The sequence below is a fragment of the Pseudomonas sp. B6(2017) genome (assembly GCF_002112765.1).
GTDB classification, from domain to species: Bacteria; Pseudomonadota; Gammaproteobacteria; order Pseudomonadales; family Pseudomonadaceae; genus Aquipseudomonas; species Aquipseudomonas piscis.
The window spans coordinates 360,999-383,068 of the sequence record NZ_NEIQ01000002.1 but is presented as its reverse complement, the minus strand read 5'-3'; the positions used below and the strand labels follow the sequence as shown (position 1 = coordinate 383,068).

At 61.4% G+C, this 22,070-nt stretch carries 25 protein-coding genes; 13 read left to right on the top strand and 12 right to left on the bottom strand.

What is annotated here, in order from left to right:
* Nucleotides 1–7: 7 nt before the first annotated feature.
* From CAG11_RS05120 to CAG11_RS05110, 3 genes are all read right to left on the bottom strand, one after another.
* Complete coding sequence (locus CAG11_RS05120; RefSeq protein WP_011063093.1) at nt 8–301, bottom strand: co-chaperone GroES; 294 nt, start codon at nt 299–301, stop codon at nt 8–10.
* A 254-nt stretch (nt 302–555) separates the two neighbouring features.
* Nucleotides 556–1,029: an FxsA family protein gene (locus CAG11_RS05115; protein ID WP_085595142.1), complete on the bottom strand. Its 474-nt coding sequence runs from the start codon at nt 1,027–1,029 to the stop codon at nt 556–558.
* A 66-nt stretch (nt 1,030–1,095) separates the two neighbouring features.
* Nucleotides 1,096–1,827: a HugZ family protein gene (locus tag CAG11_RS05110; protein WP_085595139.1), complete on the bottom strand. Its 732-nt coding sequence runs from the start codon at nt 1,825–1,827 to the stop codon at nt 1,096–1,098.
* A 163-nt stretch (nt 1,828–1,990) separates the two neighbouring features.
* Here CAG11_RS05110 and CAG11_RS05105 point away from each other — a divergent pair, with 163 nt between their 5' ends.
* Nucleotides 1,991–2,749 (top strand): SDR family oxidoreductase, encoded by a 759-nt coding sequence (locus CAG11_RS05105; protein ID WP_085595137.1) that lies wholly within the window; start codon nt 1,991–1,993, stop codon nt 2,747–2,749.
* 91 nt (nt 2,750–2,840) lie between these two features.
* Here CAG11_RS05105 and apbC read toward each other — a convergent pair whose 3' ends face one another.
* The gene (apbC, locus tag CAG11_RS05100) at nt 2,841–3,935 is read right to left on the bottom strand and encodes an iron-sulfur cluster carrier protein ApbC (protein WP_085595135.1); all 1,095 of its coding nucleotides are present in this window, start codon (nt 3,933–3,935) and stop codon (nt 2,841–2,843) included.
* Between the two features lie 184 nt (nt 3,936–4,119).
* On the opposite strand from apbC, the gene metG reads away from it, so the two are divergent.
* The 8 genes from metG to CAG11_RS05060 all read left to right on the top strand — a co-directional run bounded on the left by metG (nt 4,120) and on the right by CAG11_RS05060 (nt 11,173).
* Complete coding sequence (gene metG / locus CAG11_RS05095; protein WP_085595133.1) at nt 4,120–6,165, top strand: methionine--tRNA ligase; 2,046 nt, start codon at nt 4,120–4,122, stop codon at nt 6,163–6,165.
* Between the two features lie 130 nt (nt 6,166–6,295).
* Nucleotides 6,296–6,874, top strand: a complete 579-nt coding sequence (locus tag CAG11_RS05090) for an Rnf-Nqr domain containing protein (RefSeq protein WP_085595130.1) — start codon at nt 6,296–6,298, stop codon at nt 6,872–6,874.
* Nucleotides 6,871–8,079, top strand: coding sequence for an electron transport complex subunit RsxB (rsxB, locus tag CAG11_RS05085; protein ID WP_085595128.1), 1,209 nt, complete (start codon nt 6,871–6,873; stop codon nt 8,077–8,079). The genes CAG11_RS05090 and rsxB overlap by 4 nt, the downstream gene beginning before the upstream one ends.
* On the top strand, nt 8,066–9,055 hold the full coding sequence (locus CAG11_RS05080; protein WP_085595125.1) for an RnfABCDGE type electron transport complex subunit D: 990 nt from the start codon (nt 8,066–8,068) through the stop codon (nt 9,053–9,055). Before rsxB ends, CAG11_RS05080 begins: the two co-directional genes overlap by 14 nt.
* Nucleotides 9,052–9,663 carry an RnfABCDGE type electron transport complex subunit G gene (locus CAG11_RS05075; RefSeq protein ID WP_085595123.1) on the top strand — a complete coding sequence of 204 codons (612 nt, stop codon included), beginning with the start codon at nt 9,052–9,054 and terminating at the stop codon, nt 9,661–9,663. The genes CAG11_RS05080 and CAG11_RS05075 overlap by 4 nt, the downstream gene beginning before the upstream one ends.
* On the top strand, nt 9,656–10,240 hold the full coding sequence (locus CAG11_RS05070; protein ID WP_085595121.1) for an Rnf-Nqr domain containing protein: 585 nt from the start codon (nt 9,656–9,658) through the stop codon (nt 10,238–10,240). The genes CAG11_RS05075 and CAG11_RS05070 overlap by 8 nt, the downstream gene beginning before the upstream one ends.
* A gap of 7 nt (nt 10,241–10,247) precedes the next feature.
* Nucleotides 10,248–10,886 carry an endonuclease III gene (gene nth, locus CAG11_RS05065; RefSeq protein WP_022640607.1) on the top strand — a complete coding sequence of 213 codons (639 nt, stop codon included), beginning with the start codon at nt 10,248–10,250 and terminating at the stop codon, nt 10,884–10,886.
* A gap of 107 nt (nt 10,887–10,993) precedes the next feature.
* Nucleotides 10,994–11,173, top strand: a complete 180-nt coding sequence (locus tag CAG11_RS05060) for a PA3496 family putative envelope integrity protein (protein WP_022640608.1) — start codon at nt 10,994–10,996, stop codon at nt 11,171–11,173.
* A gap of 137 nt (nt 11,174–11,310) precedes the next feature.
* On the opposite strand, the gene CAG11_RS05055 is transcribed toward CAG11_RS05060, so the two are convergent.
* From CAG11_RS05055 to CAG11_RS05035, 5 genes are all read right to left on the bottom strand, one after another.
* Nucleotides 11,311–11,937: a response regulator transcription factor gene (locus CAG11_RS05055; RefSeq protein ID WP_053131674.1), complete on the bottom strand. Its 627-nt coding sequence runs from the start codon at nt 11,935–11,937 to the stop codon at nt 11,311–11,313.
* 313 nt (nt 11,938–12,250) lie between these two features.
* On the bottom strand, nt 12,251–12,490 hold the full coding sequence (locus tag CAG11_RS05050) for a hypothetical protein (RefSeq protein WP_085595272.1): 240 nt from the start codon (nt 12,488–12,490) through the stop codon (nt 12,251–12,253).
* A gap of 176 nt (nt 12,491–12,666) precedes the next feature.
* Nucleotides 12,667–13,086, bottom strand: coding sequence for a hypothetical protein (locus CAG11_RS05045; RefSeq protein ID WP_085595119.1), 420 nt, complete (start codon nt 13,084–13,086; stop codon nt 12,667–12,669).
* Between the two features lie 279 nt (nt 13,087–13,365).
* Nucleotides 13,366–14,583, bottom strand: coding sequence for an argininosuccinate synthase (locus CAG11_RS05040; protein ID WP_022640612.1), 1,218 nt, complete (start codon nt 14,581–14,583; stop codon nt 13,366–13,368).
* A 129-nt stretch (nt 14,584–14,712) separates the two neighbouring features.
* Nucleotides 14,713–15,627 carry an OmpA family protein gene (locus CAG11_RS05035; protein WP_085595117.1) on the bottom strand — a complete coding sequence of 305 codons (915 nt, stop codon included), beginning with the start codon at nt 15,625–15,627 and terminating at the stop codon, nt 14,713–14,715.
* Between the two features lie 157 nt (nt 15,628–15,784).
* Here CAG11_RS05035 and pyrC point away from each other — a divergent pair, with 157 nt between their 5' ends.
* The gene (gene pyrC / locus CAG11_RS05030) at nt 15,785–16,831 is read left to right on the top strand and encodes a dihydroorotase (RefSeq protein ID WP_053131679.1); all 1,047 of its coding nucleotides are present in this window, start codon (nt 15,785–15,787) and stop codon (nt 16,829–16,831) included.
* Complete coding sequence (gene rnt / locus CAG11_RS05025) at nt 16,828–17,496, top strand: ribonuclease T (protein WP_022640615.1); 669 nt, start codon at nt 16,828–16,830, stop codon at nt 17,494–17,496. Before pyrC ends, rnt begins: the two co-directional genes overlap by 4 nt.
* A 61-nt stretch (nt 17,497–17,557) precedes the next feature.
* On the opposite strand, the gene CAG11_RS05020 is transcribed toward rnt, so the two are convergent.
* Complete coding sequence (locus CAG11_RS05020) at nt 17,558–18,160, bottom strand: peroxiredoxin (RefSeq protein WP_022640616.1); 603 nt, start codon at nt 18,158–18,160, stop codon at nt 17,558–17,560.
* Nucleotides 18,161–18,484: 324 nt separating this feature from the next.
* On the opposite strand from CAG11_RS05020, the gene CAG11_RS05015 reads away from it, so the two are divergent.
* Together CAG11_RS05015 and bfr are read left to right on the top strand one after the other, a co-directional pair.
* Nucleotides 18,485–18,703 carry a bacterioferritin-associated ferredoxin gene (locus CAG11_RS05015; protein WP_022640617.1) on the top strand — a complete coding sequence of 73 codons (219 nt, stop codon included), beginning with the start codon at nt 18,485–18,487 and terminating at the stop codon, nt 18,701–18,703.
* Between the two features lie 203 nt (nt 18,704–18,906).
* The gene (gene bfr / locus CAG11_RS05010) at nt 18,907–19,380 is read left to right on the top strand and encodes a bacterioferritin (RefSeq protein WP_022640618.1); all 474 of its coding nucleotides are present in this window, start codon (nt 18,907–18,909) and stop codon (nt 19,378–19,380) included.
* Between the two features lie 128 nt (nt 19,381–19,508).
* Here bfr and grxD read toward each other — a convergent pair whose 3' ends face one another.
* Both grxD and CAG11_RS05000 read right to left on the bottom strand, forming a co-directional pair.
* Nucleotides 19,509–19,850 carry a Grx4 family monothiol glutaredoxin gene (gene grxD, locus CAG11_RS05005; protein ID WP_022640619.1) on the bottom strand — a complete coding sequence of 114 codons (342 nt, stop codon included), beginning with the start codon at nt 19,848–19,850 and terminating at the stop codon, nt 19,509–19,511.
* A 96-nt stretch (nt 19,851–19,946) separates the two neighbouring features.
* A complete protein-coding gene (locus CAG11_RS05000) occupies nt 19,947–22,055 on the bottom strand; it encodes a molybdopterin oxidoreductase family protein (RefSeq protein WP_085595115.1) in 2,109 nt (702 codons plus the stop codon).
* Nucleotides 22,056–22,070: the final 15 nt, after the last annotated feature.

Here is a 22,070-nt window from a genome sequence, read left to right as displayed (position 1 = left end):
CGAGGAATCAGCCTTCGATAACAGCGAGAATCTCGTTCTCGGCCATTACCAGCAGATCTTCGCCATCGACTTTCACGGTGTTGCTGCCGGAGTACGGGCCAAACACCACTTTGTCACCCACTTTCACGGCCAGCGCACGTACTTCACCGTTGTCCAGCACACGGCCGGTACCTACAGCGACGATTTCGCCACGGTTAGGTTTTTCAGCGGCCGAACCAGGCAGAACGATACCGCCGGCAGTTTTCGATTCTTCTTCGCTGCGACGGATGACGACGCGGTCATGCAGAGGACGAAGCTTCATTGTCGATCTCTCCTAATTGTGGTTTTCAGCGGCCGGTGTCGATACCGGCGGGTTAACAAATCCGGCGTGGCCGGTTGCGGCTCGACGAGCGAGACGCGGAAGTCTGTCTGGTGTCAGCACCAGAAACCTTGCGGTGACCGTTACATAAGGGCGCACAAGGCTATTACAAGGGCTGGTCGATGAATTTTTTTAAATCGCCTGCGCAATAACCAAAACGGCACCCGAAGGTGCCGTGTTTGCGAGGCTGGAAGCGATCAGTCGCGGTGCTCGAACTCACCTTCGATGACGTTCGGCTCGCGCCCCAAGGGTTGCTGCGGCGCAGGACCACCACGGGCCGAGCGCATGTCGTCGGCGAAGGCGCGTTGGCGCATGGCCTGCTCCTCGGCACGCTCGCGCATCTTGTTGGCCAGCAGGCGACGGGTGAATGGCAGCAGCATCAGCAGGCCGAACACATCGCTGATAAAGCCCGGCAAGATCAACAAACCACCACCCAGGGCCAGCATCAGGCCCTCGAGCATCTGCTGGGCCGGCAACTCGCCACGATTGAGACTTTCACGGGCGCGCAGGGCAGTGGCCAGGCCGGCCCCACGCAACACCATCACGCCAAGCAGCGAACCGAGAATGACCAGCAGCAGCGCCGGGAAAAACCCGATCGCCGCGCTGACCTTGACGAAGACGAACAGCTCCAACACTGGGAACAGCAGAAAGAGCAACAGAAAAGGGCGCATCAAATGGTTTCCTCTGCGGAAGAATGCCTTCCAGTAGACCGTAAATGACGTCGCCAATTCGTGAATTCAAGCATCCACGGTCTGATTTTTCGGCCATTGATCGGCGCGCGCCAGGAAAACCAGGGCCTCGCGCACTTGTGTCGGCGTGTTGCAAGGGGCTTGGAATGGCAACCAATACAGCGCCTGGCCAATACGCAGGTGCATGCCCTCGGTATCGATCCCGGCCATCTGCGCCGGCACCTTGTCAGGTAAGCCGGTCAGCTCGACGTAGTGGGCGATGGCCTTGGCATGATCGCTGTTCATGTGCTCCACCATGCCCGCCTCGGCCTGGCCGGCGAACGGGTTGGCCAGGGTCAGCTGGTCGACCCAATGGATGGCGCCGAAACCACCGATGTAGCGATGGCGCACCGGCTTGAGCACCCAGAAGTCGAAGTCGTGGGCCTGGTGATAGTTCTGCGATTCGGGAAAGTAGCGGTAGTAGCGCTCGGCGGCCGCCTCGATCGCTGCCTCGTCGGCCAGCTTCTCGGCTTCAGCAAGGTAAGTCAGGCGCCCCACGGCCTGTATGTCGTCGGCATCACGCTCACCGACCAGCAGTGAACACTTGGGGTCCTTCTGCAGGTTGTGGGTGTGCTGGGCGATGCGGCTGATGAGGATCAGCGGACGACCTTCGGCATCGAGGCAATAAGGCACTACGGAACCGAAGGGAAAACCCGGCATGGACTTGGAATGCGTGGACAGCACGCCGCGGTATTCCTTGAGCAGCAGTTCTCGTGCATTCTTGGCAGCTTCAACGCTCACTTTATGACTCCTTCAATAGAATCCGTCGAAAACGGACGGGCGATCGGACCACGGTCCGTCTACGCCAACGGGGCAATACTCGTCTGCAGCCAGGCCAGGCCCAGCTGTCGCGAAGGGCCCTGGTACAAGGACACCCTCTCACGACAGCTGGCAGGACATGCGAATGCAACTCACTGACAAAGTAATCATTATCACCGGCGGTTGCCAGGGCCTGGGCCGCTCCATGGCCGAGTATTTCGCCAGCCGTGGAGCCAGGCTGGCCCTGGTGGACCTGAACCAGGAAAAACTCGACCAGGCCGTCGCGGCCTGCAAAGCCCATGGCGTCGAGGCACGCTCCTACCTGTGCAACGTGGCCAACGAAGAACAGGTCGAGCATATGGTGAATCAGGTTGCCGAGGACTTCGGTGCCATCCATGGCCTGATCAACAACGCCGGGATCCTGCGCGATGGCCTGCTGCTCAAGGTCAAGGACGGTGAAATGACCAAGATGAGCCTGGCCCAATGGCAGTCGGTGATCGACGTCAACCTGACCGGCGTGTTCCTGTGCACCCGGGAAGTGGCAGCGAAGATGGTGCAACTCAAGACCAGCGGCACCATCATCAACATCTCGTCGATTTCTCGCGCCGGCAATATCGGCCAGACCAACTACTCCGCGGCCAAGGCCGGGGTTGCCGCAGCGACCGTGACCTGGGCCAAGGAACTGGCGCGCTACGGCATCCGCGTGGCCGGTATCGCCCCGGGCTTCATCGAGACCGAGATGACCCTGGGCATGAAGCCCGAGGCCCTGGAGAAAATGACCGCCGGTATTCCGCTCAAGCGCATGGGCAAGCCGGAAGAAATCGCTCATTCGGCGGCCTATATCTTCGAGAACGACTACTACACCGGACGCATCCTGGAAATGGACGGCGGCTTGCGCCTCTGATCCGAAGACGCGGCTCCCGGCCCTTGCGGCGCGGGAGTTGATGCAACAACGCTTGCCGCAACCTAAATCGCGGCGAGCGCCTGCCCTGGGCTCAATCGTCGCTGACGGTGATGCTGGGCATCGCCGGGGCCGCAGCTTCCTGCAACACGATACGTGCCCCCACGTGCCGTGCCAGTTCCTGGTAGACCATGGCGATCTGGCTATCCGGCTCGGCGATCACCGTCGGCTTGCCGCCATCGGCCTGCTCGCGGATCAGCATCGACAGCGGCAGCGAAGCCAGCAGTTCGACGCCGTACTGGCTGGCCAGCTTCTCGCCGCCGCCTTCGCCGAACAGGTGCTCGGCATGGCCGCAGTTGGAGCAGATGTGCACCGCCATGTTTTCCACCACGCCCAGTACCGGGATGTTCACCTTGTGGAACATCTCGATGCCCTTGCGTGCATCCAGCAGGGCCAGGTCCTGGGGCGTGGTGACGATCACCGCACCCGCCACCGGGACCTTCTGCGCCAGGGTCAGCTGGATGTCGCCGGTGCCCGGCGGCATGTCGATCACCAGGTAGTCGAGATTGCCCCAGTCGGTCTGGGTCACCAGTTGCTGCAAGGCGCCCGAGGCCATCGGGCCACGCCAGACCATGGGCGTGTTGTCGTCGGTGAGGAAGGCCATGGACATGACTTCGACACCGTGGGCCTGGATCGGCACAAACCACTTCTGGTCCTTGATCTTCGGCCGTGTGCCTTCGGCGATGCCGAACATGATGCCCTGGCTCGGGCCATAGATATCGGCGTCGAGGATGCCCACCCGGGCACCTTCCCGGGCCAGGGCCAGGGCCAGGTTGGCGGCGGTGGTGGACTTGCCCACGCCGCCCTTGCCCGATGCCACCGCCACCACGTTCTTGACGTTGGCCAGGCCCGGGACCTGGGCCTGGGCCTTGTGCGCGACGATCACGCTGCTGGCCTCGACCTTGGCCGAGCCCACGCCTTCCAGGCCCTCGATGGCCAGTTGCAGCATCTGTGCCCAGCCATTGCGGAACAGGCCGGCGGCATAGCCCAGCTCCAGGCGGACCGAGACCCGGTCGCCCTGGATGTCGATGTCCCGCACACAGCCGGCGCTCACCGGGTCCTGGTTCAAATAGGGGTCGGTGTACTGGCGAAGCACGGCTTCCACCGCTGCGCGATTGACGGCGCTCATGGGCAACTCCGATAACAAGACAGGAAAATCAGCCGGCTATCCTACGCCGCCTCTTCCTTCGTGGCGAGGGAGCGGCGCCGCCCCTGGAGCTTGCCTGCGCTGCATAGCGACGCCTGGAAGGGTGAAAATTCCGTCCCGGCGTTTTATAGTGGCCGACCTTCGTTTCATCAAGTAGCCGAGCCCCATGTCCGAGCCACGCAAGATCCTCGTCACCAGCGCCCTGCCCTATGCCAATGGTTCCATCCACCTTGGCCACATGCTCGAGTACATCCAGACCGACATGTGGGTGCGCTTCCAGAAGCACCGCGGCAACCAATGCGTCTATGTCTGCGCCGACGACGCCCACGGCTCGGCCATCATGTTGCGCGCGGAAAAAGAAGGCATCACCCCGGAACAACTGATCGCCAACGTGCAGGCTGAACACAGCGCCGACTTTGCCGACTTCCTGGTGGACTTCGACAACTTCCACTCGACCCACGCCGAGGAAAACCGCGAGCTGTCGAGCCAGATCTACCTCAAGCTGCGGGATGCCGGGCACATCGCCACGCGCGCCATCACCCAGTATTTCGACCCGGACAAGAAAATGTTCCTGGCCGACCGCTTCATCAAGGGCACCTGCCCCAAGTGCGGCACCGAGGACCAATACGGCGACAACTGCGAGAAATGCGGCGCCACCTACGCCCCCACCGACCTGAAGGATCCGAAGTCGGCGATCTCCGGCGCCACTCCGGTGCTCAAGGAGTCCCAGCACTTCTTCTTCAAGCTGCCGGACTTCCAGCAGATGCTGCAGACCTGGACCCGCAGCGGCACCCTGCAAGACGCCGTGGCCAACAAGATCGCCGAATGGCTGGATGCCGGCCTGCAGCAGTGGGATATCTCCCGCGATGCGCCGTACTTCGGCTTCGAGATCCCCGATGAGCCAGGCAAGTACTTCTATGTCTGGCTGGACGCGCCGATCGGCTACATGGCCAGCTTCAAGAACCTCTGCGCCCGCCGTCCGGAACTGGACTTCGATGCGTTCTGGGCCAAGGACTCCAGCGCCGAGCTGTACCACTTCATCGGCAAGGACATCGTCAACTTCCACGCCCTGTTCTGGCCCGCCATGCTCGAGGGCGCGGGCTTTCGCAAGCCCACGGCGATCAACGTCCACGGCTACCTGACCGTCAACGGCCACAAGATGTCCAAGTCCCGCGGCACCTTCATCAAGGCCCGCACCTACCTGGACCACCTGTCGCCGGAATACCTGCGCTACTACTACGCCTCCAAGCTGGGCCGTGGCGTCGACGACCTGGACCTGAACCTCGAGGACTTCGTGCAGAAGGTCAACTCCGACCTGGTAGGCAAGGTGGTCAACATCGCCAGCCGTTGCGCCGGGTTCATCCACAAGGGCAATGCCGGGGTGATGGTCGATACCAACGCCGCCCCCGAGCTGACCGAGGCCTTCCTGGCCGCCGCACCGAGCATCGCCGAGGCCTACGAGGCCCGTGACTTCGCCCGTGCCATGCGCGAGATCATGTCCCTGGCCGACCGCGCCAACGCCTGGATCGCCGACAAGGCGCCCTGGTCGCTGAACAAGCAGGAAGGCAAGCAGGATGAAGTCCAGGCCATCTGCGCCACCGGCATCAACCTGTTCCGCCAGCTGGTGATTTTCCTCAAGCCGGTACTGCCGGTCCTGGCCGCCGACGCCGAGGCATTCCTCAACGTCCCGGCACTGACCTGGAACGACCACCAGCAATTGCTGGCCAACCATCAGCTCAACGAATTCAAGCCGCTGATGACGCGGATCGACCCAGTGAAAGTACAAGCCATGACCGACGCCTCGAAGGAAGACCTCGTCGCCAGCCAGACCGACACAGGTGCGCCCAAGGGCAATGGCGAACTGGCCAAGGACCCGCTGTCGCCGGAAGTCGACTTCGACACCTTCGCCGCCATCGACTTGCGCGTGGCGTTGATCGTCAAGGCCGAAGCCGTGGAGGGCGCCGACAAGCTGCTGCGCCTGACCCTGGATATCGGCGATGAACAGCGCAATGTCTTCTCCGGGATCAAGAGCGCCTACCCGGACCCGTCCAAGCTCGACGGTCGCCTGACCATGATGATTGCCAACCTCAAGCCACGGAAAATGAAGTTCGGTATCTCCGAGGGCATGGTGATGGCTGCCGGCCCAGGCGGTGAAGAAATCTACCTGCTGAGCCCCGACAGCGGCGCCAAGCCCGGCCAGCGGATCAAGTAAGGCCGTCGGCTGGACCCCGTCCCCCCGTTGCCCACCGGCGCAACGGGGGGATTTGCATATCTGGGCAGTCACGCGCGCGCGTGGAGTTTGCCTACTCTTGAGGGACAGCCTGCTTGCACCGGCATCGACCATGACCCACTTCCTGCTCGCTCTCATCAGCACCGCCCTGGTCAACAACTTCGTGTTGCAGTGGCCGCTGGGCGTCGATCCGCTGTTGCAGTCCCAGGCTGGCGACAGGCGGCAGGTCCACGCCCTGGGCCTGGCCACCACGGTCTTGATGCTGGTCAGCAGCGTGCTGGGCCAGCTGCTCTATCGTGGCCTGCTCGAGCCTTGGGGGCTGGCATCGCTGCAACTGTTCTTCTGGCTGTCCCTGAACGTGCTGCTGATCCAGCCGCTGCTGGGCTTGCTGGCGCGGATCCTGCCCGGCTGGCCGTTCGACGGTCTCTGGCTGTTGCTCCTGGGCAATGCCGGCGTGATTGGCCTGTTGCTGGCGGGCAGCCGCGATGATCTGGGGCTGGCGACCCTCGGCGCCATGGCCCTGGGAGCCGGCCTGGGTTTCTGGCTGGTACTTGGCTTGTTCAGCGACCTGCGCCAGCGCGTCTGCAACAACGATGTTCCCCTGCCCTGGCGGGGCCTGCCCCTCGACTTGATCGGCGCCGGCCTGCTGGCAGTGGCGTTCCTGGGCTTCAACGGAATGGTCAAACCATGAGTCTGATTCAACGCATCGATGCCCTCTTGCCGCAAACCCAATGTGGCAAGTGCGGCCATGGCGGATGCAAACCCTACGCCGAAGGCATCGCCAAGGGCGAGGCCATCAACAAGTGCCCACCCGGCGGCGAGGAAACCATCGCCGGCCTGGCCCGGCTACTGCAATTGCCGGTCATCGAACTGGATCGCAGCCGCGGCGAAGCCCCGGCCCAGGTGGCCTACATCCGCGAAGCCGAGTGCATCGGCTGCACCAAGTGCATCCAGGCCTGCCCGGTGGACGCCATCGTCGGCGCGGCCAAGCTGATGCACACCGTGCTGGTCGATGAATGCACCGGTTGCGATTTGTGCGTGGCGCCCTGCCCGGTGGATTGCATCGACATGCTGCCCCTGGCCCTGGGCCAGGTGGTACCGATTGTCGGCGGCCTGGCCGGCAGCCCCGAGCAATTGCAGGCCCGCAGCAGCAAGCGCGAGCACGCCAGGCGCCGCTTCGAACAACGCAACCAACGCCTGCAGCGTGAGGAAACCCGACGCCTGGCCGAACGCCAGGCCCGGGCGCAAAAGGCTGCCCAACCTGGCGCGAGCGGCGACAACCCGGTCCAGGCGGCGATCGAACGAGTTCGTGCGCAGAAGGCCGCGGCTGCCGATGCCGCGCTGAAAAAAGCCAAGATCGAATTGGCCATGAGCCGGACCCAGTTGAACAAGTCCCTCAAGGCCTTCGGTCATCCGCCCACCTTCGAGCAACAGTCGCAACTGATCGTCCTGCAGCGTCAGTTCGAAGCCGCCGAGCAGGCCCTGGCTCGCCTGGAAGCCCAAACCCCAGCCACGCCACCAGTGGCGACGCCCAAGGATGCCAATCTCAAGCGCGCCAAGATCCAGCTGGCCACACGCCGCGCCGAACTGAAAAAAGCCCAGGCCGCAGGTGCTCCACAGGCTGAACTGGAGGCGCTGGACGCAGCCCTGGCGGCTGCCGAACAGGACCTGCATGCCGCCGAGGATGCCAGTGCCAAGCCGGCACCGGTGCTCACCCGCACCGAGAAGCGGCCAATCGACCCGCAACTGCGCCGCCTGAAGACCGAGCTGGCCTATGCCCGGGCCGAGCTGCACAAGTTGCAACGCCAGGCAGGCAGCAGTGCCGAACAATTGACCCAGGCCCAGGCACGCCTGAGTGAAGTCGAACGCCAGGTGGATGCCCATGCCGCTGGCTGAGGGCGCCGATCCACGCCTGCGCCAGGCCATGCAGCGAGTGCTGCTGGCCATTCTGCCAGGGCTGCTGGTACTGCTGTGGCTGTATGGCTGGGGAGTGCTGTTGAATCTGCTGCTGGCCGCTGGTGCCGCACTGGCCATGGAGGCCCTGGTATTGCGCCTGCGCAAGCGCCCGCTGCTGGCGTCCCTCAGCGATGGTAGCGCCCTGGTCAGCGCCACTCTGCTGGCCTTGGCCCTGCCGGCCTACTGCCCCTGGTGGCTGGCTCCAAGCGCCGCTGCCAGCGCCATGCTCCTGGGCAAGCACCTGTATGGCGGCGTCGGGCAGAACCCCTTCAACCCGGCCATGCTCGGCTATGCCCTGGCCCTGCTGTGCTTCCCGCAGTCGATGACCCATTGGCCTGCCCCCCAGGCCATGGGCTTGCTGGACGGCCTGCAACTGGTCTTCGGCCTGGACGGTTCGCGTCCCGATGCCTGGGCCCAGGCCACTGCGCTGGACAGCCTGCGCATCAACAAGAGCCTGACCATCGACGAGTTGTTCGCCGCCAGCCCGGCCTTCGGTCATTTCGCTGGTCGCGGCGTCGAATGGGTCAACCTGGGCTTCCTGGCCGGCGGATTGCTGCTGCTGCAACAGCGAGTCATCAGCTGGCATGCCCCTGTTGGCATGCTCGGCAGCCTGCTGCTCATCAGCCTGCTGTGCTGGAACGGTACAGGCTCCGACTCCCACGGCTCGCCGCTGTTCCACCTGCTCACCGGGGCCAGCATGCTCGGCGCCTTCTTCATCGTCACCGAACCGGTATCAGGTCCCAAAGCAGCCAGGGCACGCTTGCTGTTCGGGGTCGGGGTCGGCCTGCTGACCTACCTGATCCGTACCTGGGGCAGCTACCCTGACGGCCTGGCCTTCGCCGTGCTGCTGATGAACCTGGCGGTGCCCGCCCTGGAACGCCATTGCGCCCGCGAACCAGCCGGGAGCCGACCATGAAGCCTCCACGCAGCCTGTTGTTGCTGGCGGCCCTTGGCATCCTGGGCATCGGTGCCACGCTGTGGTTGCAACATGCCAGCGCCCCGCGGATCGAAGCCGAGCAAAGAGCCCTGCAAGCGCGCAAGCTGCTGGACCTGCTGCCAACGGACAGCTATGACAACCAGCCCCTGGATCGGCCAGTGCCACTACCTGCCACGCAGCTGGCCAACAGCCGCCTGCTCGAGGGCTACCTGGCCACCCGCAATGGCCTGCCCAGCGCCCTGCTGCTGCGCAGCCAGGTTACGGGGTATGCCGGCCCCATCGAGCTGCTGATCGCCATCGACAATCAGGGCCGCCTGCTGGGCAGCAAGGCCCTCAGGCAGGAGGAGACGCCGGGCCTGGGCTCCCACATCGGCGATCAACCCAACCCTTGGCTGGCCGGGTTTTCCGGCAAGTCCCGCAACGATCCCGGTGACGCAGGCTGGGCACTGAAGAAGGACCAGGGCCAGTTCGACCAGATCGCCGGCGCCACCATCACCTCCCGTGCAGTGATCAGCGCCCTGCACGATGCCCTGCGTTACTTTGACGAACACCGCGCCACCCTGCTCGAGGGAGCCGACCATGAATAAGCCGCTGGCGCTGCCCGGGCTGTTGATGCTGCCGGCACTGATCGGGGCGACCGATTCCTGGGTCAAGGCCCTGGGCATGACCCTGGGCTTTGGCTTGCTGGCGACGGCTTTCGGTCTCGGCATGCGCTCGCTACGCCCGCATCTGCAGGCCGGTGGCCCGCGCCTGCTGGCCAGCTTGTTGCTGGCCGCCGGCCTTGGCAGTTGCCTGTGGCTGGCCGCGCAGGCCTGGAGCCTGGAGTTGCACCAGCAACTGGGCCTGTACCTGGCGCTGCTGCCCTTGCAGTGCATAGCACTGGAACAGGTGGGATTTTTCCAGCATGCCGACCGGCTACGCCTGGCCCTGGCTTTTTGTGCCGCCCTGAGCCTGCTGGGCGCCCTGCGCGAACTGCTGGGCACCGGGTCCCTGGGTAGCCACCTGGGCTGGCTCATCGGCATGACCGATACCGGGAGCGGTTGGATAGTGGCCAATGGCGGCTTGCACCTGCTGACTCTCGCCCCGGGCGGTTTTATCCTGCTGGGCCTGTTGCTGGCCGCCACCCGGGCCTGGACCCTCTACCGATCGCCTTCGAGGACATGAATCACCCATGAATGCAGCCAAACGCCTGGAAATATTTCGCCGGCTCCATGAGGACAACCCCGAACCGAAGACCGAACTGGCCTACTCCTCGGCATTCGAACTGCTGATCGCCGTGATCCTTTCGGCGCAATCGACCGACGTCGGGGTCAACAAGGCGACTGCCAAGCTGTTTCCCGTGGCCAACACCCCTGCAGCCATCCATGCCCTCGGGGTCGATGGGCTGTCGGAGTACATCAAGACCATCGGCCTGTACAACAGCAAGGCCAAGAACGTCATCGAAACCTGCCGCCTACTGGTGGAACGCCATGGCGGCGAGGTACCGCAGACCCGGGAAGAACTCGAAGCCCTGCCGGGCGTTGGTCGCAAGACCGCCAACGTGGTCCTCAACACGGCTTTTCGCCAATTGACCATGGCCGTGGATACCCACATCTTCCGGGTCAGCAATCGCACCGGGCTGGCGCCAGGCAAGAACGTGGTGGAAGTGGAAAACAAGTTGATGAAGTTCGTGCCCAAGGAGTACCTGCTGGACTCCCACCACTGGCTGATCCTGCACGGTCGATATGTTTGCCTGGCCCGCAAGCCACGTTGCGGAAGTTGTCGGATCGAAGACCTGTGCGAATACAAGCAAAAGACTTCCGATGATTGATCGAGCATTGATTTTCTTCATGACTCGATTGAAAAAATCTTTTTTACCCGCCAGGAGAATATCGATATAAGGAGCGCCAATGGCAGTCCTAGCCTGGAGTCGACCTTATGAGCACTGGCAAAGAACAACTGGACGTAGAAGACGATTTCACCGCGGCTGAAACAGACGATGCCGAACCTGTGGTGGAGGTGGCGAAGACCAACCTGAGCAAGCGCCGCACCATCGACAATCTCCTGGAAGAACGGCGCCTGCAAAAGCAGCTGGCCGATTACGATTTCGATCTTTAGTAACGAGAAAACCTCCGACTGGAGGTTTTCTCGTTACTGGTTTCTCCTGCTCCCACGGTCGGCCTTAGAGGCCGACCAGGCGTTCGCAGTATTCAGGGATCATCCCGCCCGCTACAGTCCTTGCAATCTGCAAAACTTCATATCAACCGGTGCCGCTGGGCAAACTCGATCAGGTCGACCAGTGACCGGGCATTGAGCTTGGTGAGCAATCTTCGCTTGTAGGTACTGATGGTCTTGTTGCTCAGACATAGTCCTTCGGCGATTTCCTTGTTACTCATTCCACTGGTGAGTTGTTTCAATACCACCAACTCACGCCCTGACAGCAGTTCGATCATTTCTTCCTCGCTGCTGACTCCCTGGCTGGAACGGAAAGTGTGCAACGCTTCATTGGGGAAGTAGCTGTAGCCGGCCAGTACCGCCCGCACCGCGCTGATCAACTCGGTAATGTCCTGCTGCTTGCATACATAACCCGCCGCCCCGGCCTGCATGCAACGCATGGAAAAAGGCCCGGGCGTCTGCAGGGTCAACACCAGTATCTTGATCGGCATGGCCCGTGACATCAGCCGCGTTATAACTTCAAGCCCATCAAGTTGTGGAAGTCCAATATCCAGGATCAGGATGTCCGGCACATACTCCACGGCCAGCTTCAATGCATCCGCGCCATTGTCCGTTTCCGCTATAACTTCAAAACCATGTCGCTCCATCAACATACGTACGGCCAGACGAGTTACCGGATGATCATCCACGATCAAGACTCTTTTCATAGGTCCGTCCACGTCCTGAGATTTTTAGAGCCAGCACCATACCCGAGAGAATTGACGCTGGCACTGCGTATCAGGCGGCTACGACTGTAGGAGGACGTTCCTTACAAGCAATACCGAATTGCCTTACAAAATAACTTTCACACCGAACAACAAACTTTAAAGCCACATAAGACCAATCAACAGCCAAGCTACTTTCCGTACTAATAAAAATTTAATAAAAACATGACAAGTATTGTTTCCAAAAATTTAAAACACTCAAAACCCTAAACTAACCAACGACCGCCAAACAACTTATTTCCATCTAAATATTCATCTATTGAGTTTGTCGTCGACTGATCAAGTGGGCCTTTACTTCATCCGCATATGCGACCAGCCGCTCCTCGTCATCCTGGAACAACTGGCACATCCTCACCAGCGCATCGGCATCCGCACCATTGCCTGCCTGGCGCAGCAATTCAGCGATACGCCTGAGTTCCACCGCCGACCAGCGCAAGTCGGAAGCCGTGCCTTGCAGGTCACGCCGGAGACTCTGTTCCACATCGTTGAGCCGCATACTGATCTCCCTGGTTTTCGTCGATCCCCAACCCTGAACATGATAGGCCCTGCCCAGCAGGCTGCCAGGCTGCTCGCCAACCGGCGGTTGCTGGAAAGCTGGGCAGAAAAAACCGGAGCCCCGCGGGGCTCCGGATCGCCTACTCATATCAGGCAAGGATCAACGACACTTCGCCCTCATTTATCGCAAGTGGCGTGGTAGCGCCCCTTGGGATTCTTGTATGAGAAAGCGTGGCAGGTCTTGAGGCGGGTATCGGGGTCGGTGGATTTATAGACGTAGGCAGTTACATGCTGCTTGCCCTTGAACGGCTCAATGCCACCTATGTGCCAAAGACTTTTCTTCAGGTAGAGGTCAGTGTTGGCGATGCTGTTGTAGCCATTGGCGATGGATTCACTCGCCGAAAGGCTGAGGGTCTGGCGAATGGTCGTATTTTCTCCATCGGTGGACTTGGTCTCGAGCTGCACTTCGGTAATGGCATCCCAGGTGTTGCATTCCTCATCGCCACAGACATAAACCGCCGCCAGCGCATGGCTGGAAAGCACAGCCAGGCCCAGCGTCGAGGCCAGGGGAAACAGGTAGGATCTGAGCGTTTTCATTGGAGTCCCTCCCAATAGGAACTTGATAGGCGCAACGGTGAGTTAGGGTCTGGCCCTTACCCTGTACCGACGGCCTATTGGTAGCCAGGGGCAGGTACCGCTAACGACCTTATTCCCGCCCGTGTGGCGGTACCACGCGGAACCGCTTCCCCGACAAGCCGCCTGGTGTCCCCGAGCATTTGCCGGCCCCATGCAAAACGCCGCTGGTCTCACAATGAGCCAGCGGCGTTTTGGGTACGACGGTGTGCCTATGGCGGCCTGTCACGACCGCTCAGGGATTCAGAGCATGCTCCGGCCCTTGTTGGCGGCGATGCGCATGCGCAACGCATTGAGCTTGATGAAGCCTGCCGCGTCCGCCTGGTTATAGGCGCCGCCATCTTCTTCGAAGGTGGCGATGTTGGCGTCGAACAGCGAATCGTCGGACTTGCGGCCGGTGACGATGACGTTGCCCTTGTACAGCTTCAGGCGTACCACACCGTTCACGCTGGCCTGGGAGGCGTCGATCATCTGTTGCAGCATCAAGCGCTCCGGGCTCCACCAGTAACCGGTGTAGATCAGGCTGGCGTACTTGGGCATCAGCTCGTCCTTGAGGTGCGCCACCTCACGGTCCAGGGTGATGGACTCGATGGCACGGTGGGCCTTGAGCATGATGGTGCCGCCAGGAGTCTCGTAGCAGCCACGGGACTTCATGCCTACGTAGCGGTTCTCAACGATGTCCAGGCGACCGATGCCGTTCTCGCCGCCGATGCGGTTCAGGGTCGCCAGCACGGTGGCCGGGCTCATCTCGACGCCATCGATGGCGACGATGTCGCCGTTGCGGTAGGTCAGCTCGATGTAGGTCGGGGTGTTGGGGGCCTTCTCCGGGGAGACGGTCCAGCGCCACATGTCTTCTTCGTGCTCGGTCCAGGTATCTTCCAGCACACCGCCTTCATAGGAGATGTGCAGCAGGTTGGCGTCCATGGAATACGGGGACTTCTTCTTGCCATGGCGCTCGATCGGGATGGCGTGCTTCTCGGCGTAGTCCATCAGCTTCTCGCGGGACAGCAGGTCCCATTCGCGCCAAGGGGCGATCACCTTCACGCCGGGCTTCAAGGCATAGGCGCCGAGTTCGAAACGCACCTGGTCGTTGCCCTTGCCGGTAGCGCCGTGGGAGATGGCGTCGGCGCCGGTCTCGTTGGCGATCTCGATCAGGCGCTTGGCGATCAGCGGACGGGCGATGGAGGTACCCAGCAGGTACTCGCCTTCATAGACGGTATTGGCGCGGAACATCGGGAAGACGAAGTCACGCACGAATTCTTCGCGCAGATCGTCGATATAGATCTCTTTGACACCCATGGCTTGTGCCTTGGCGCGGGCCGGTTCGACCTCCTCGCCCTGGCCCAGGTCAGCAGTGAAAGTCACTACTTCACAGTTGTAGGTATCCTGCAGCCACTTGAGGATCACCGAAGTGTCCAGGCCGCCCGAATACGCGAGAACGACCTTGTTAACGTCCGCCATGCCATCACTCCACGGGGTTGTACGGAAAGCCGTCGAGTCTACCGGTCAATGCGGATAATTTACAGAGGGGCGACAGCTTATGACGCCCAGGCGACAAAATATGTCAGGCGGGCGACGATGAAAACCGGGTCAGGAAGTGGCCGCAGCTCCCGCCTCGGAGGCCGCCTGGGGCGCCGGGGCAGGTTTCTCGGCGGGGGCGACCCGTTCCAGATGCACGTTGACCCGACGATTCTTGGCCCGGTTGGCGGCATTGGTATTGGGTGCCAATGGATAGCGTTCACCATGGAAACGCACGACGATCTGGTTTTCGGCCAGGCCATTGGCCTTGAAGAACTCCATCACCGCCAGGGCCCGGCGCCGCGACAGGTCACGGTTGGTCAGGCGATTGCCGCTGTTGTCCGAGTGGCCATCGAGCTCAATGTGATTGACCGTCGGGTCGGCCTTGATGAAGTCCACCATGACCTGCAGCTTGGCCTTGGCCCGGGCATCGAGTTCGATACCACCTCCAGGGAAACCGATCTCGGCCTGCTTGATCTGGTCGTAGTTCATCGGCAGCAACTTGGTCATGCAGGTCTGATAGTCGCCATAGGCCTTGCTGAACTTCACCGGTAGCAGGCGAACCTCGGACACGCCGCCTTCGCGGGAGTAGTGACGGACCACCGGGCTGCGCCCTTCCAGCAAGCCGATGATCAGGCGGCCAGCCTGCATCTGGTTGCTGTTGAACAACACGCCATCGGTGCCGGCCTTGACCGCCCCGAGGCTGATGTCGCCACGGCCGGGCTGCCAAGGTGCGGCAGCCGCGAGCAGGGTCGCCGAGCCACCGGCCTGCATCGGGTTGAAACTCTTGAGGCGGAAGATCGCTTGTTCGCCGGCCCGGCGCACGAATTCACCAGAACCGAAATCGGTCACCGGCTGGATCAAGCGGCATTCGAACTTGTCGCCTTCGACCGTCCACTCAATGCTCTCCAGGCGAGTCTGGAAAGTGAGAGCCATCGCGGGCAGGCTGGCAAACACACTGAGCAAGGCTAGATAACGCTGGCGCACGGGAGGCTCCACTGACGTGTACAACAGAAAAATCGACAGGCGTGAATACGCCATACCATCGGGCTATCGGTCGCTCTGAGCAAAACTTGATAGCGAGTGCCTGCAAGAGTCTTTTCCGGTAGCATTCCCCCCTAGTTTTACCCGCCTGGAACCTCCCATGTCCGACCGCCTGACCCTATTGCGTCCCGACGACTGGCATATCCATCTTCGCGATGGTGCCGTGTTGCCCAATACAGTCGCAGATGTCGCGCGCACCTTTGGCCGCGCGATCATCATGCCCAACCTGGTGCCTCCAGTGCGCAATGCCGCACAAGCCGACGCCTATCGCCAGCGCATCCTCGCCGCGCGCCCGGCCGGCAGCCGCTTCGAGCCGCTGATGGTGCTCTACCTCACCGACCGTACCCAGCCGGACGAGATCCGCGAAGCCAAGGCCAGCGGCTTCGTGCACGCCGCCAAGCTGTATCCGGCCGGCGCGACCACCAACTCGGACTCGGGGGTGACCAGCATCGACAAGATCTTCCCGGTACTCGAAGCCATGGCCGAAGTCGGCCTGCCGCTGCTGGTCCACGGTGAAGTGACCCACGGCGACATCGATGTCTTCGACCGCGAGAAGATCTTCATCGACGAACACATGCGGCGCGTGGTCGAACGCTTCCCGACACTGAAGGTGGTGTTCGAACACATCACCACCGCCGATGCAGTGCAGTTCGTCAAGGAAGCCCCGGCCAACGTCGGCGCCACCATCACCGCGCATCACCTGCTCTATAACCGCAACCACATGCTGGTAGGCGGGATTCGCCCGCACTTCTATTGCCTGCCGATCCTCAAGCGCAACGTCCACCAGCACGCCCTGCTGGATGCTGCTACCAGCGGTAGCGAGAAGTTCTTCCTCGGCACCGACTCCGCGCCTCACGCCCAGCATGCCAAGGAAGCCGCCTGCGGTTGTGCCGGCTGCTATACCGCATTTGCCGCCATCGAGTTGTACGCCGAGGCCTTTGAACAACGCAATGCGCTGGACAAGCTGGAAGCCTTCGCCAGCCTCAATGGCCCACGCTTCTATGGCCTGCCGGCCAACACCGACCGTATCACCCTGGTTCGTGAAGAATGGACCGCCCCCGCCAGCCTGCCGTTCGGCGAGCTGACTGTCATTCCGCTGCGCGCCGGGGAAAAACTGCGCTGGCGCCTGCTGGAGGATCACTCGTGAGTGACGAACATTTCGACGATGAACAAGAAGGCAGCGGTGGCCCTCGCCACCCCATGGCCGCACGCTTTCGCGGCTACCTGCCAGTTGTCGTCGACGTAGAGACCGGCGGCTTCAACTGCGCCACCGACGCCCTGCTGGAAATCGCCGCCACTACCATCGGCATGGACGAAAAAGGCTTCGTGTTCCCCGAACACACCTACTTCTTCCGGGTCGAGCCTTTCGAGGGAGCGAACATCGAGCCGGCGGCCCTGGAGTTCACCGGGATCAAGCTCGATCACCCCCTGCGCATGGCCGTCAGCGAAGAGACCGCCCTCACGGATATCTTCCGCGGGGTGCGCAAGGCCTTGAAGGCCAACGGTTGCAAGCGCGCGATCCTGGTCGGCCATAACAGCAGCTTCGACCTGGGCTTCCTCAACGCCGCCGTGGCGCGCCTGGACATGAAGCGCAACCCGTTCCATCCGTTCTCCAGCTTCGACACCGCCACCCTGGCGGGCCTGGCGTACGGTCAGACGGTACTGGCCAAGGCCTGCCAGAGCGCAGACATCGACTTCGACGGTCGCGAGGCACACTCGGCGCGCTACGACACCGAGAAGACCGCCGAGCTGTTTTGCGGCATCGTCAACCGCTGGAAGGAAATGGGCGGCTGGCAGGACTTCGACGACTGAAGATCCGCTGCATAAAAAAACCGGCCCTGAGGCCGGTTTTTTTTATACGAGATGCCAGGCCTTACAGCTTGCCGGCGTTCTCGGTCAGGTAGGCAGCAACGCCTTCTGGCGAAGCGGTCATGCCTTTGTCGCCTTTTTTCCAGTTGGCAGGGCAGACTTCGCCGTGCTCTTCGTGGAATTGCAGGGCATCGACCAGACGGATCAGCTCTTCCATGTTACGGCCCAGTGGAAGGTCGTTGACGATCTGCGAGCGAACCACGCCCTTGTCGTCGATCAGGAAGGCACCACGGAAAGCCACGCCGCCTTCGGACTCTACGTCGTAGGCCTTGGCGATTTCGTGCTTCATGTCGGCAGCCATGATGTATTGAACCTGACCGATGCCGCCGGCATTGATCGGGGTGTTACGCCAGGCGTTGTGGGTGAAGTGCGAGTCGATCGACACGGCGATCACTTCCACGTTGCGTGCCTTGAAGTCAGCCATGCGGTGGTCCAGGGCGATCAGCTCGGACGGGCAGACGAAGGTGAAGTCCAGCGGGTAGAAGAACACCAGGCCGTATTTGCCTTTGATGGCCGAGGACAGGGTGAAGCTGTCGACGATTTCGCCATTGCCGAGAACGGCCGGGACGGTGAAGTCAGGGGCTTGTTTGCCTACGAGAACGCTCATTGGATATCTCCTGGTGTGGACGTACTGATGGAAGAAGGGGACCGGCCTGGAGTCTGTCATTTTGATACGACAGCTGCATGACCTGCCCCCGCTTCGCATGAACCGAGCATCATACACGGCGTTTTTAAGCTGTCCTTAGTGGTTTTTTCCCAAGCTGGCCCACAAGGCGAAAAATACCGCTTATCTGTCATTAACGGGAGCAAAAGCCATTCGTCACCCCGACGGAAAATCGCAGGAAATGCTGTCGAAACCACTTTGACAATCATTCTCGTTAACATTAAGATCCATCGCAATTGAGCCCTAACCAGCGACGGTTCTCATCTTATGTATGTCTGCCTCTGCACCGGTGTCACCGACGGCCAAATCCGCGAAGCGATCTACGAAGGTTGCTGCAGCTACCGTGAAGTGCGCCAGGCGACCGGCGTTGCCAGCCAATGTGGCAAATGTGCTTGCCTGGCCAAGCAGGTGGTCCGCGAGACGCTGACCGAATTGCAGACCGCCCAAGCAGCGATTCCCTATCCTGTGGAATTCAGCGTCGCCTGATTTAAACACCCAGACTCAAGAACCGGACCTAGTGTCCGGTTTTTTTATGCCTGCAATTCAATTGCTTAGGTGCAAAACGCGGAACACAAACATTCTTATTCCGATTAATTTTTATATATTATTCAATAACTTAGGTTTGACAGTAATCTATATGCGGCTCAGACTCTGCCCATGTTCAACTAATTAAAGGGCAGGACCCCATCATGAAAGGCGACATTACAGTCATCCAGCATCTCAATAAAATCCTTGCCAATGAACTGGTCGCGATCAATCAGTACTTCCTGCATGCCCGCATGTACGAAGATTGGGGCCTGAACAAGCTGGGCAAGCACGAGTACCACGAGTCCATCGACGAGATGAAGCATGCGGACAAGCTGATCAAGCGCATCCTCTTCCTCGAAGGCCTGCCCAACGTCCAGGACCTGGGCAAGCTGCACATCGGCGAACACACCAAGGAAATGCTCGAGTGCGACCTGCGCATCGAGCGTACCGGCCATGCCGACCTCAAGGCAGCGATCGCCCACTGTGAATCGGCCGGCGACTTCGGCAGCCGTGAACTGCTGGAAGATATTCTCGAATCCGAAGAAGAACATATCGACTGGCTGGAAACCCAACTAGGCCTGATCGATAAAGTTGGTATCGAGAACTATCTGCAATCGCAAATGGGTGACGAGTAACTTAACTCGTAATATTCCCGACAATAAAAAGCCCCGCTTCTTTCCAGAAGCGGGGCTTTTTGCATTACGTGGATAGATTCACGCAATGCGCAGGAGCGAGTGCTCTCGCTCCTGCAAGGCAACGTGGATCAGGCTTCGGTCTTGGCTGCGGCTGCTTTCTCGGCAGCGGCCTTGATCAGGGTCTGCAGCTCACCGTTGGCGAACATCTCCGCCATGATGTCGCTGCCACCGACCAGCTCACCATCGACCCACAGTTGCGGGAAGGTTGGCCAGTTGGCGTACTTGGGCAGGTTGGCGCGAATTTCCGGGTTCTGCAGGATGTCCACGTAAGCGAACTTCTCGCCACACCCCATCACGGCCTGCGCGGCTTTCGCGGAGAAGCCACACTGTGGGGCATTCGGCGAGCCTTTCATGTAAAGCAGAATGGTGTTGTTGGCAATCTGCTCTTTAATAGTTTCGATGATATCCATGGAACACCTCGGCTGAACTTTCCGACTCTGTTGTCGGCACGGTGGCGCATTGTAACGGAATCCTGAGCGCGCTGCTTGGCCTCTCCGACAGACATCTCAGGCCGCCACTACCTTGACCGGCACGCCATTGAGCGCCGCATTCCCCGACAATGCATCCAGATGGCGCTCATCGGTCAAGTCATTGGCGCTGCAGCCTGGTTGTCCGCTGGCGATCTCCATCTGCACACCCGGGCGGGCGTGCCCCCAGCCGTGGGGCAGGCTCACGACTCCCGGCATCATATCGGCGCTGGCCAGTACCTCGACCTCCACCGTGCCAACCCGGGAACTGATGCGTACTCGCTGGCCATCGCGCAAGCCACGCTGGGTCAAGTCTTGCGGATGCATCAGCAATTGATGGCGCGGCTTGCCTTTGACCAGGCGATGATAATTGTGCATCCAGGAATTGTTGCTGCGCACATGCCGCCGCCCGATCAGCAGCAGCTCATCCACCTGCGGTACAGGCTGTGCGGCAAAACGTTGCAGGTCTGCCATGATCGCCGCTGGCGCTGCCTGGATCCGTCGGTTCTCGGTCTTCAGGCGTTGCGCCAGGTTCGGCTGCAACGGCCCCAGGTCGATGCCGTGGGGATGCAGGTCCAGGGTGGCCAGGGATAGCTTGAGCGGCGCACCGTCGCCATAAGGTCCGGCACGCAACCCCAGGTCGATCATCTGCGCCGGAGCCATGGTCGGCTTGAGGCTGTTGCCGGTTCTCGCGGCGAACGCCTTGGCCAGGCCGACGAAGATTTCCCAATCGTGCAAAGCCCCCTCGGGCTTGGGCAATATCGCCCGGTTGAAACGACTGACGTTACGCACCGCGAACATGTTGAACGTGGTGTCGTAGTGGTCATTCTCCAGCGCCGAAGTGGACGGCAGGATCAGGTCCGCATAACGGGTGGTTTCGTTGATGTACAGATCGATGCTGACCATGAACTCCAGGCCGTCCAGGGCCTGCTCCAGGCGTCGGCCATTGGGCGTGGACAGCACCGGGTTGCCCGCCACCGTGACCAGGGCCCGGACCTGTCCCTCGCCCTCGGTGAGCATCTCTTCGGCCAAGGCTGATACCGGCAGCTCGCCGCCGTATTCGGGAAGTCCGGATACCCGGCTCTGCCAGGCATTGAAGTGACCGCCCGAGGTCGCCGCCACCAGGTCCAGTGCCGGCTCGGTACACAGCGCGCCGCCCACCCGGTCGAGGTTGCCGGTGACCAGGTTGAGCAATTGCAGCAACCAATGGCACAGCGTGCCGAAGGCCTGGGTCGAGACGCCCATGCGTCCATAGCAGACCGCCCTGTCGGCACTGGCGAACTCCCTGGCCAACTGGCGGATCTGCGGCGCCGGGATCGCGCACAACGGGCTCATGGCCTCCGGGGTGAAACGGGAAATCGCCTCCCGCACCTGCGCCAATCCATCCACCTGCAGATGACTGTCGCGCATCGGGCCGTCCAAGAAAATGCTGTTCAGCAGGCCGAACAGCAAGGCCACGTCGCCCCCGGGGCGAATGAACAGATGCTGGTCGGCCATCGCCGCCGTCTCGCTGCGCCGTGGATCGATCACCACCACCTTGCCGCCCCGGGCCTGGATCGCCTTCAGGCGCTTCTCCACGTCGGGCACGGTCATGATGCTGCCATTGGAAGCCAGGGGATTGCCGCCGAGAATCAGCATGAAGTCGGTGTGATCGATATCGGGAATCGGCAACAGCAGGCCGTGGCCATACATCAAGTAGCTGGCCAGGTGCTGGGGCAACTGGTCCACCGAAGTGGCGGAGAAACGGTTGCGGCTCTTGAGCTGGCCGAGGAAGTAGTTGCTATGGGTCATCAGCCCATAGTTATGCACGCTGGGATTGCCCTGGTAGGTGGCCACCGCATCCTTGCCATGGCGCTGCTGGATATCCGCCAGGCGCTCGGCCACTAGGGCGAAGGCCTCATCCCATTCGATCGGCTGCCATTCATTGCCGACCCGCCGCACCGGATGGCGCAGGCGATCCGGATCATCCTGGATGTCTTGCAGGGCCACGGCCTTGGGGCAGATATGGCCACGGCTGAAGCTGTCCTGGGGGTCGCCCTTGATCGAGGTGATCCGCGGGCCGCTTCCCGGCTCTTCGGTGATTTCCAGGGTCAGGCCGCAGATGGCTTCGCACAGGTGGCAGGCACGGTGATGGAGAGTCTTGGTCATGGCCAGTCTCTATTG

Coding starts and splice junctions, on each gene's coding strand:
- nth (WP_022640607.1), top strand. CDS start 10,248: ATGAATGCAGCCAAACGCCTGGAAATATTTCGCCGGCTCCATGAGGAC.
- CAG11_RS05045 (WP_085595119.1), bottom strand. CDS start 13,086: ATGAAAACGCTCAGATCCTACCTGTTTCCCCTGGCCTCGACGCTGGGC.
- CAG11_RS05000 (WP_085595115.1), bottom strand. CDS start 22,055: ATGACCAAGACTCTCCATCACCGTGCCTGCCACCTGTGCGAAGCCATC.
- grxD (WP_022640619.1), bottom strand. CDS start 19,850: ATGGATATCATCGAAACTATTAAAGAGCAGATTGCCAACAACACCATT.
- CAG11_RS05070 (WP_085595121.1), top strand. CDS start 9,656: ATGAATAAGCCGCTGGCGCTGCCCGGGCTGTTGATGCTGCCGGCACTG.
- CAG11_RS05055 (WP_053131674.1), bottom strand. CDS start 11,937: ATGAAAAGAGTCTTGATCGTGGATGATCATCCGGTAACTCGTCTGGCC.
- CAG11_RS05020 (WP_022640616.1), bottom strand. CDS start 18,160: ATGAGCGTTCTCGTAGGCAAACAAGCCCCTGACTTCACCGTCCCGGCC.
- pyrC (WP_053131679.1), top strand. CDS start 15,785: ATGTCCGACCGCCTGACCCTATTGCGTCCCGACGACTGGCATATCCAT.
- CAG11_RS05050 (WP_085595272.1), bottom strand. CDS start 12,490: ATGCGGCTCAACGATGTGGAACAGAGTCTCCGGCGTGACCTGCAAGGC.
- CAG11_RS05090 (WP_085595130.1), top strand. CDS start 6,296: ATGACCCACTTCCTGCTCGCTCTCATCAGCACCGCCCTGGTCAACAAC.
- CAG11_RS05115 (WP_085595142.1), bottom strand. CDS start 1,029: ATGCGCCCTTTTCTGTTGCTCTTTCTGCTGTTCCCAGTGTTGGAGCTG.
- CAG11_RS05080 (WP_085595125.1), top strand. CDS start 8,066: ATGCCGCTGGCTGAGGGCGCCGATCCACGCCTGCGCCAGGCCATGCAG.
- apbC (WP_085595135.1), bottom strand. CDS start 3,935: ATGAGCGCCGTCAATCGCGCAGCGGTGGAAGCCGTGCTTCGCCAGTAC.
- CAG11_RS05015 (WP_022640617.1), top strand. CDS start 18,485: ATGTATGTCTGCCTCTGCACCGGTGTCACCGACGGCCAAATCCGCGAA.
- bfr (WP_022640618.1), top strand. CDS start 18,907: ATGAAAGGCGACATTACAGTCATCCAGCATCTCAATAAAATCCTTGCC.
- CAG11_RS05075 (WP_085595123.1), top strand. CDS start 9,052: ATGAAGCCTCCACGCAGCCTGTTGTTGCTGGCGGCCCTTGGCATCCTG.
- metG (WP_085595133.1), top strand. CDS start 4,120: ATGTCCGAGCCACGCAAGATCCTCGTCACCAGCGCCCTGCCCTATGCC.
- rsxB (WP_085595128.1), top strand. CDS start 6,871: ATGAGTCTGATTCAACGCATCGATGCCCTCTTGCCGCAAACCCAATGT.
- CAG11_RS05040 (WP_022640612.1), bottom strand. CDS start 14,583: ATGGCGGACGTTAACAAGGTCGTTCTCGCGTATTCGGGCGGCCTGGAC.
- CAG11_RS05105 (WP_085595137.1), top strand. CDS start 1,991: ATGCAACTCACTGACAAAGTAATCATTATCACCGGCGGTTGCCAGGGC.
- CAG11_RS05060 (WP_022640608.1), top strand. CDS start 10,994: ATGAGCACTGGCAAAGAACAACTGGACGTAGAAGACGATTTCACCGCG.
- CAG11_RS05120 (WP_011063093.1), bottom strand. CDS start 301: ATGAAGCTTCGTCCTCTGCATGACCGCGTCGTCATCCGTCGCAGCGAA.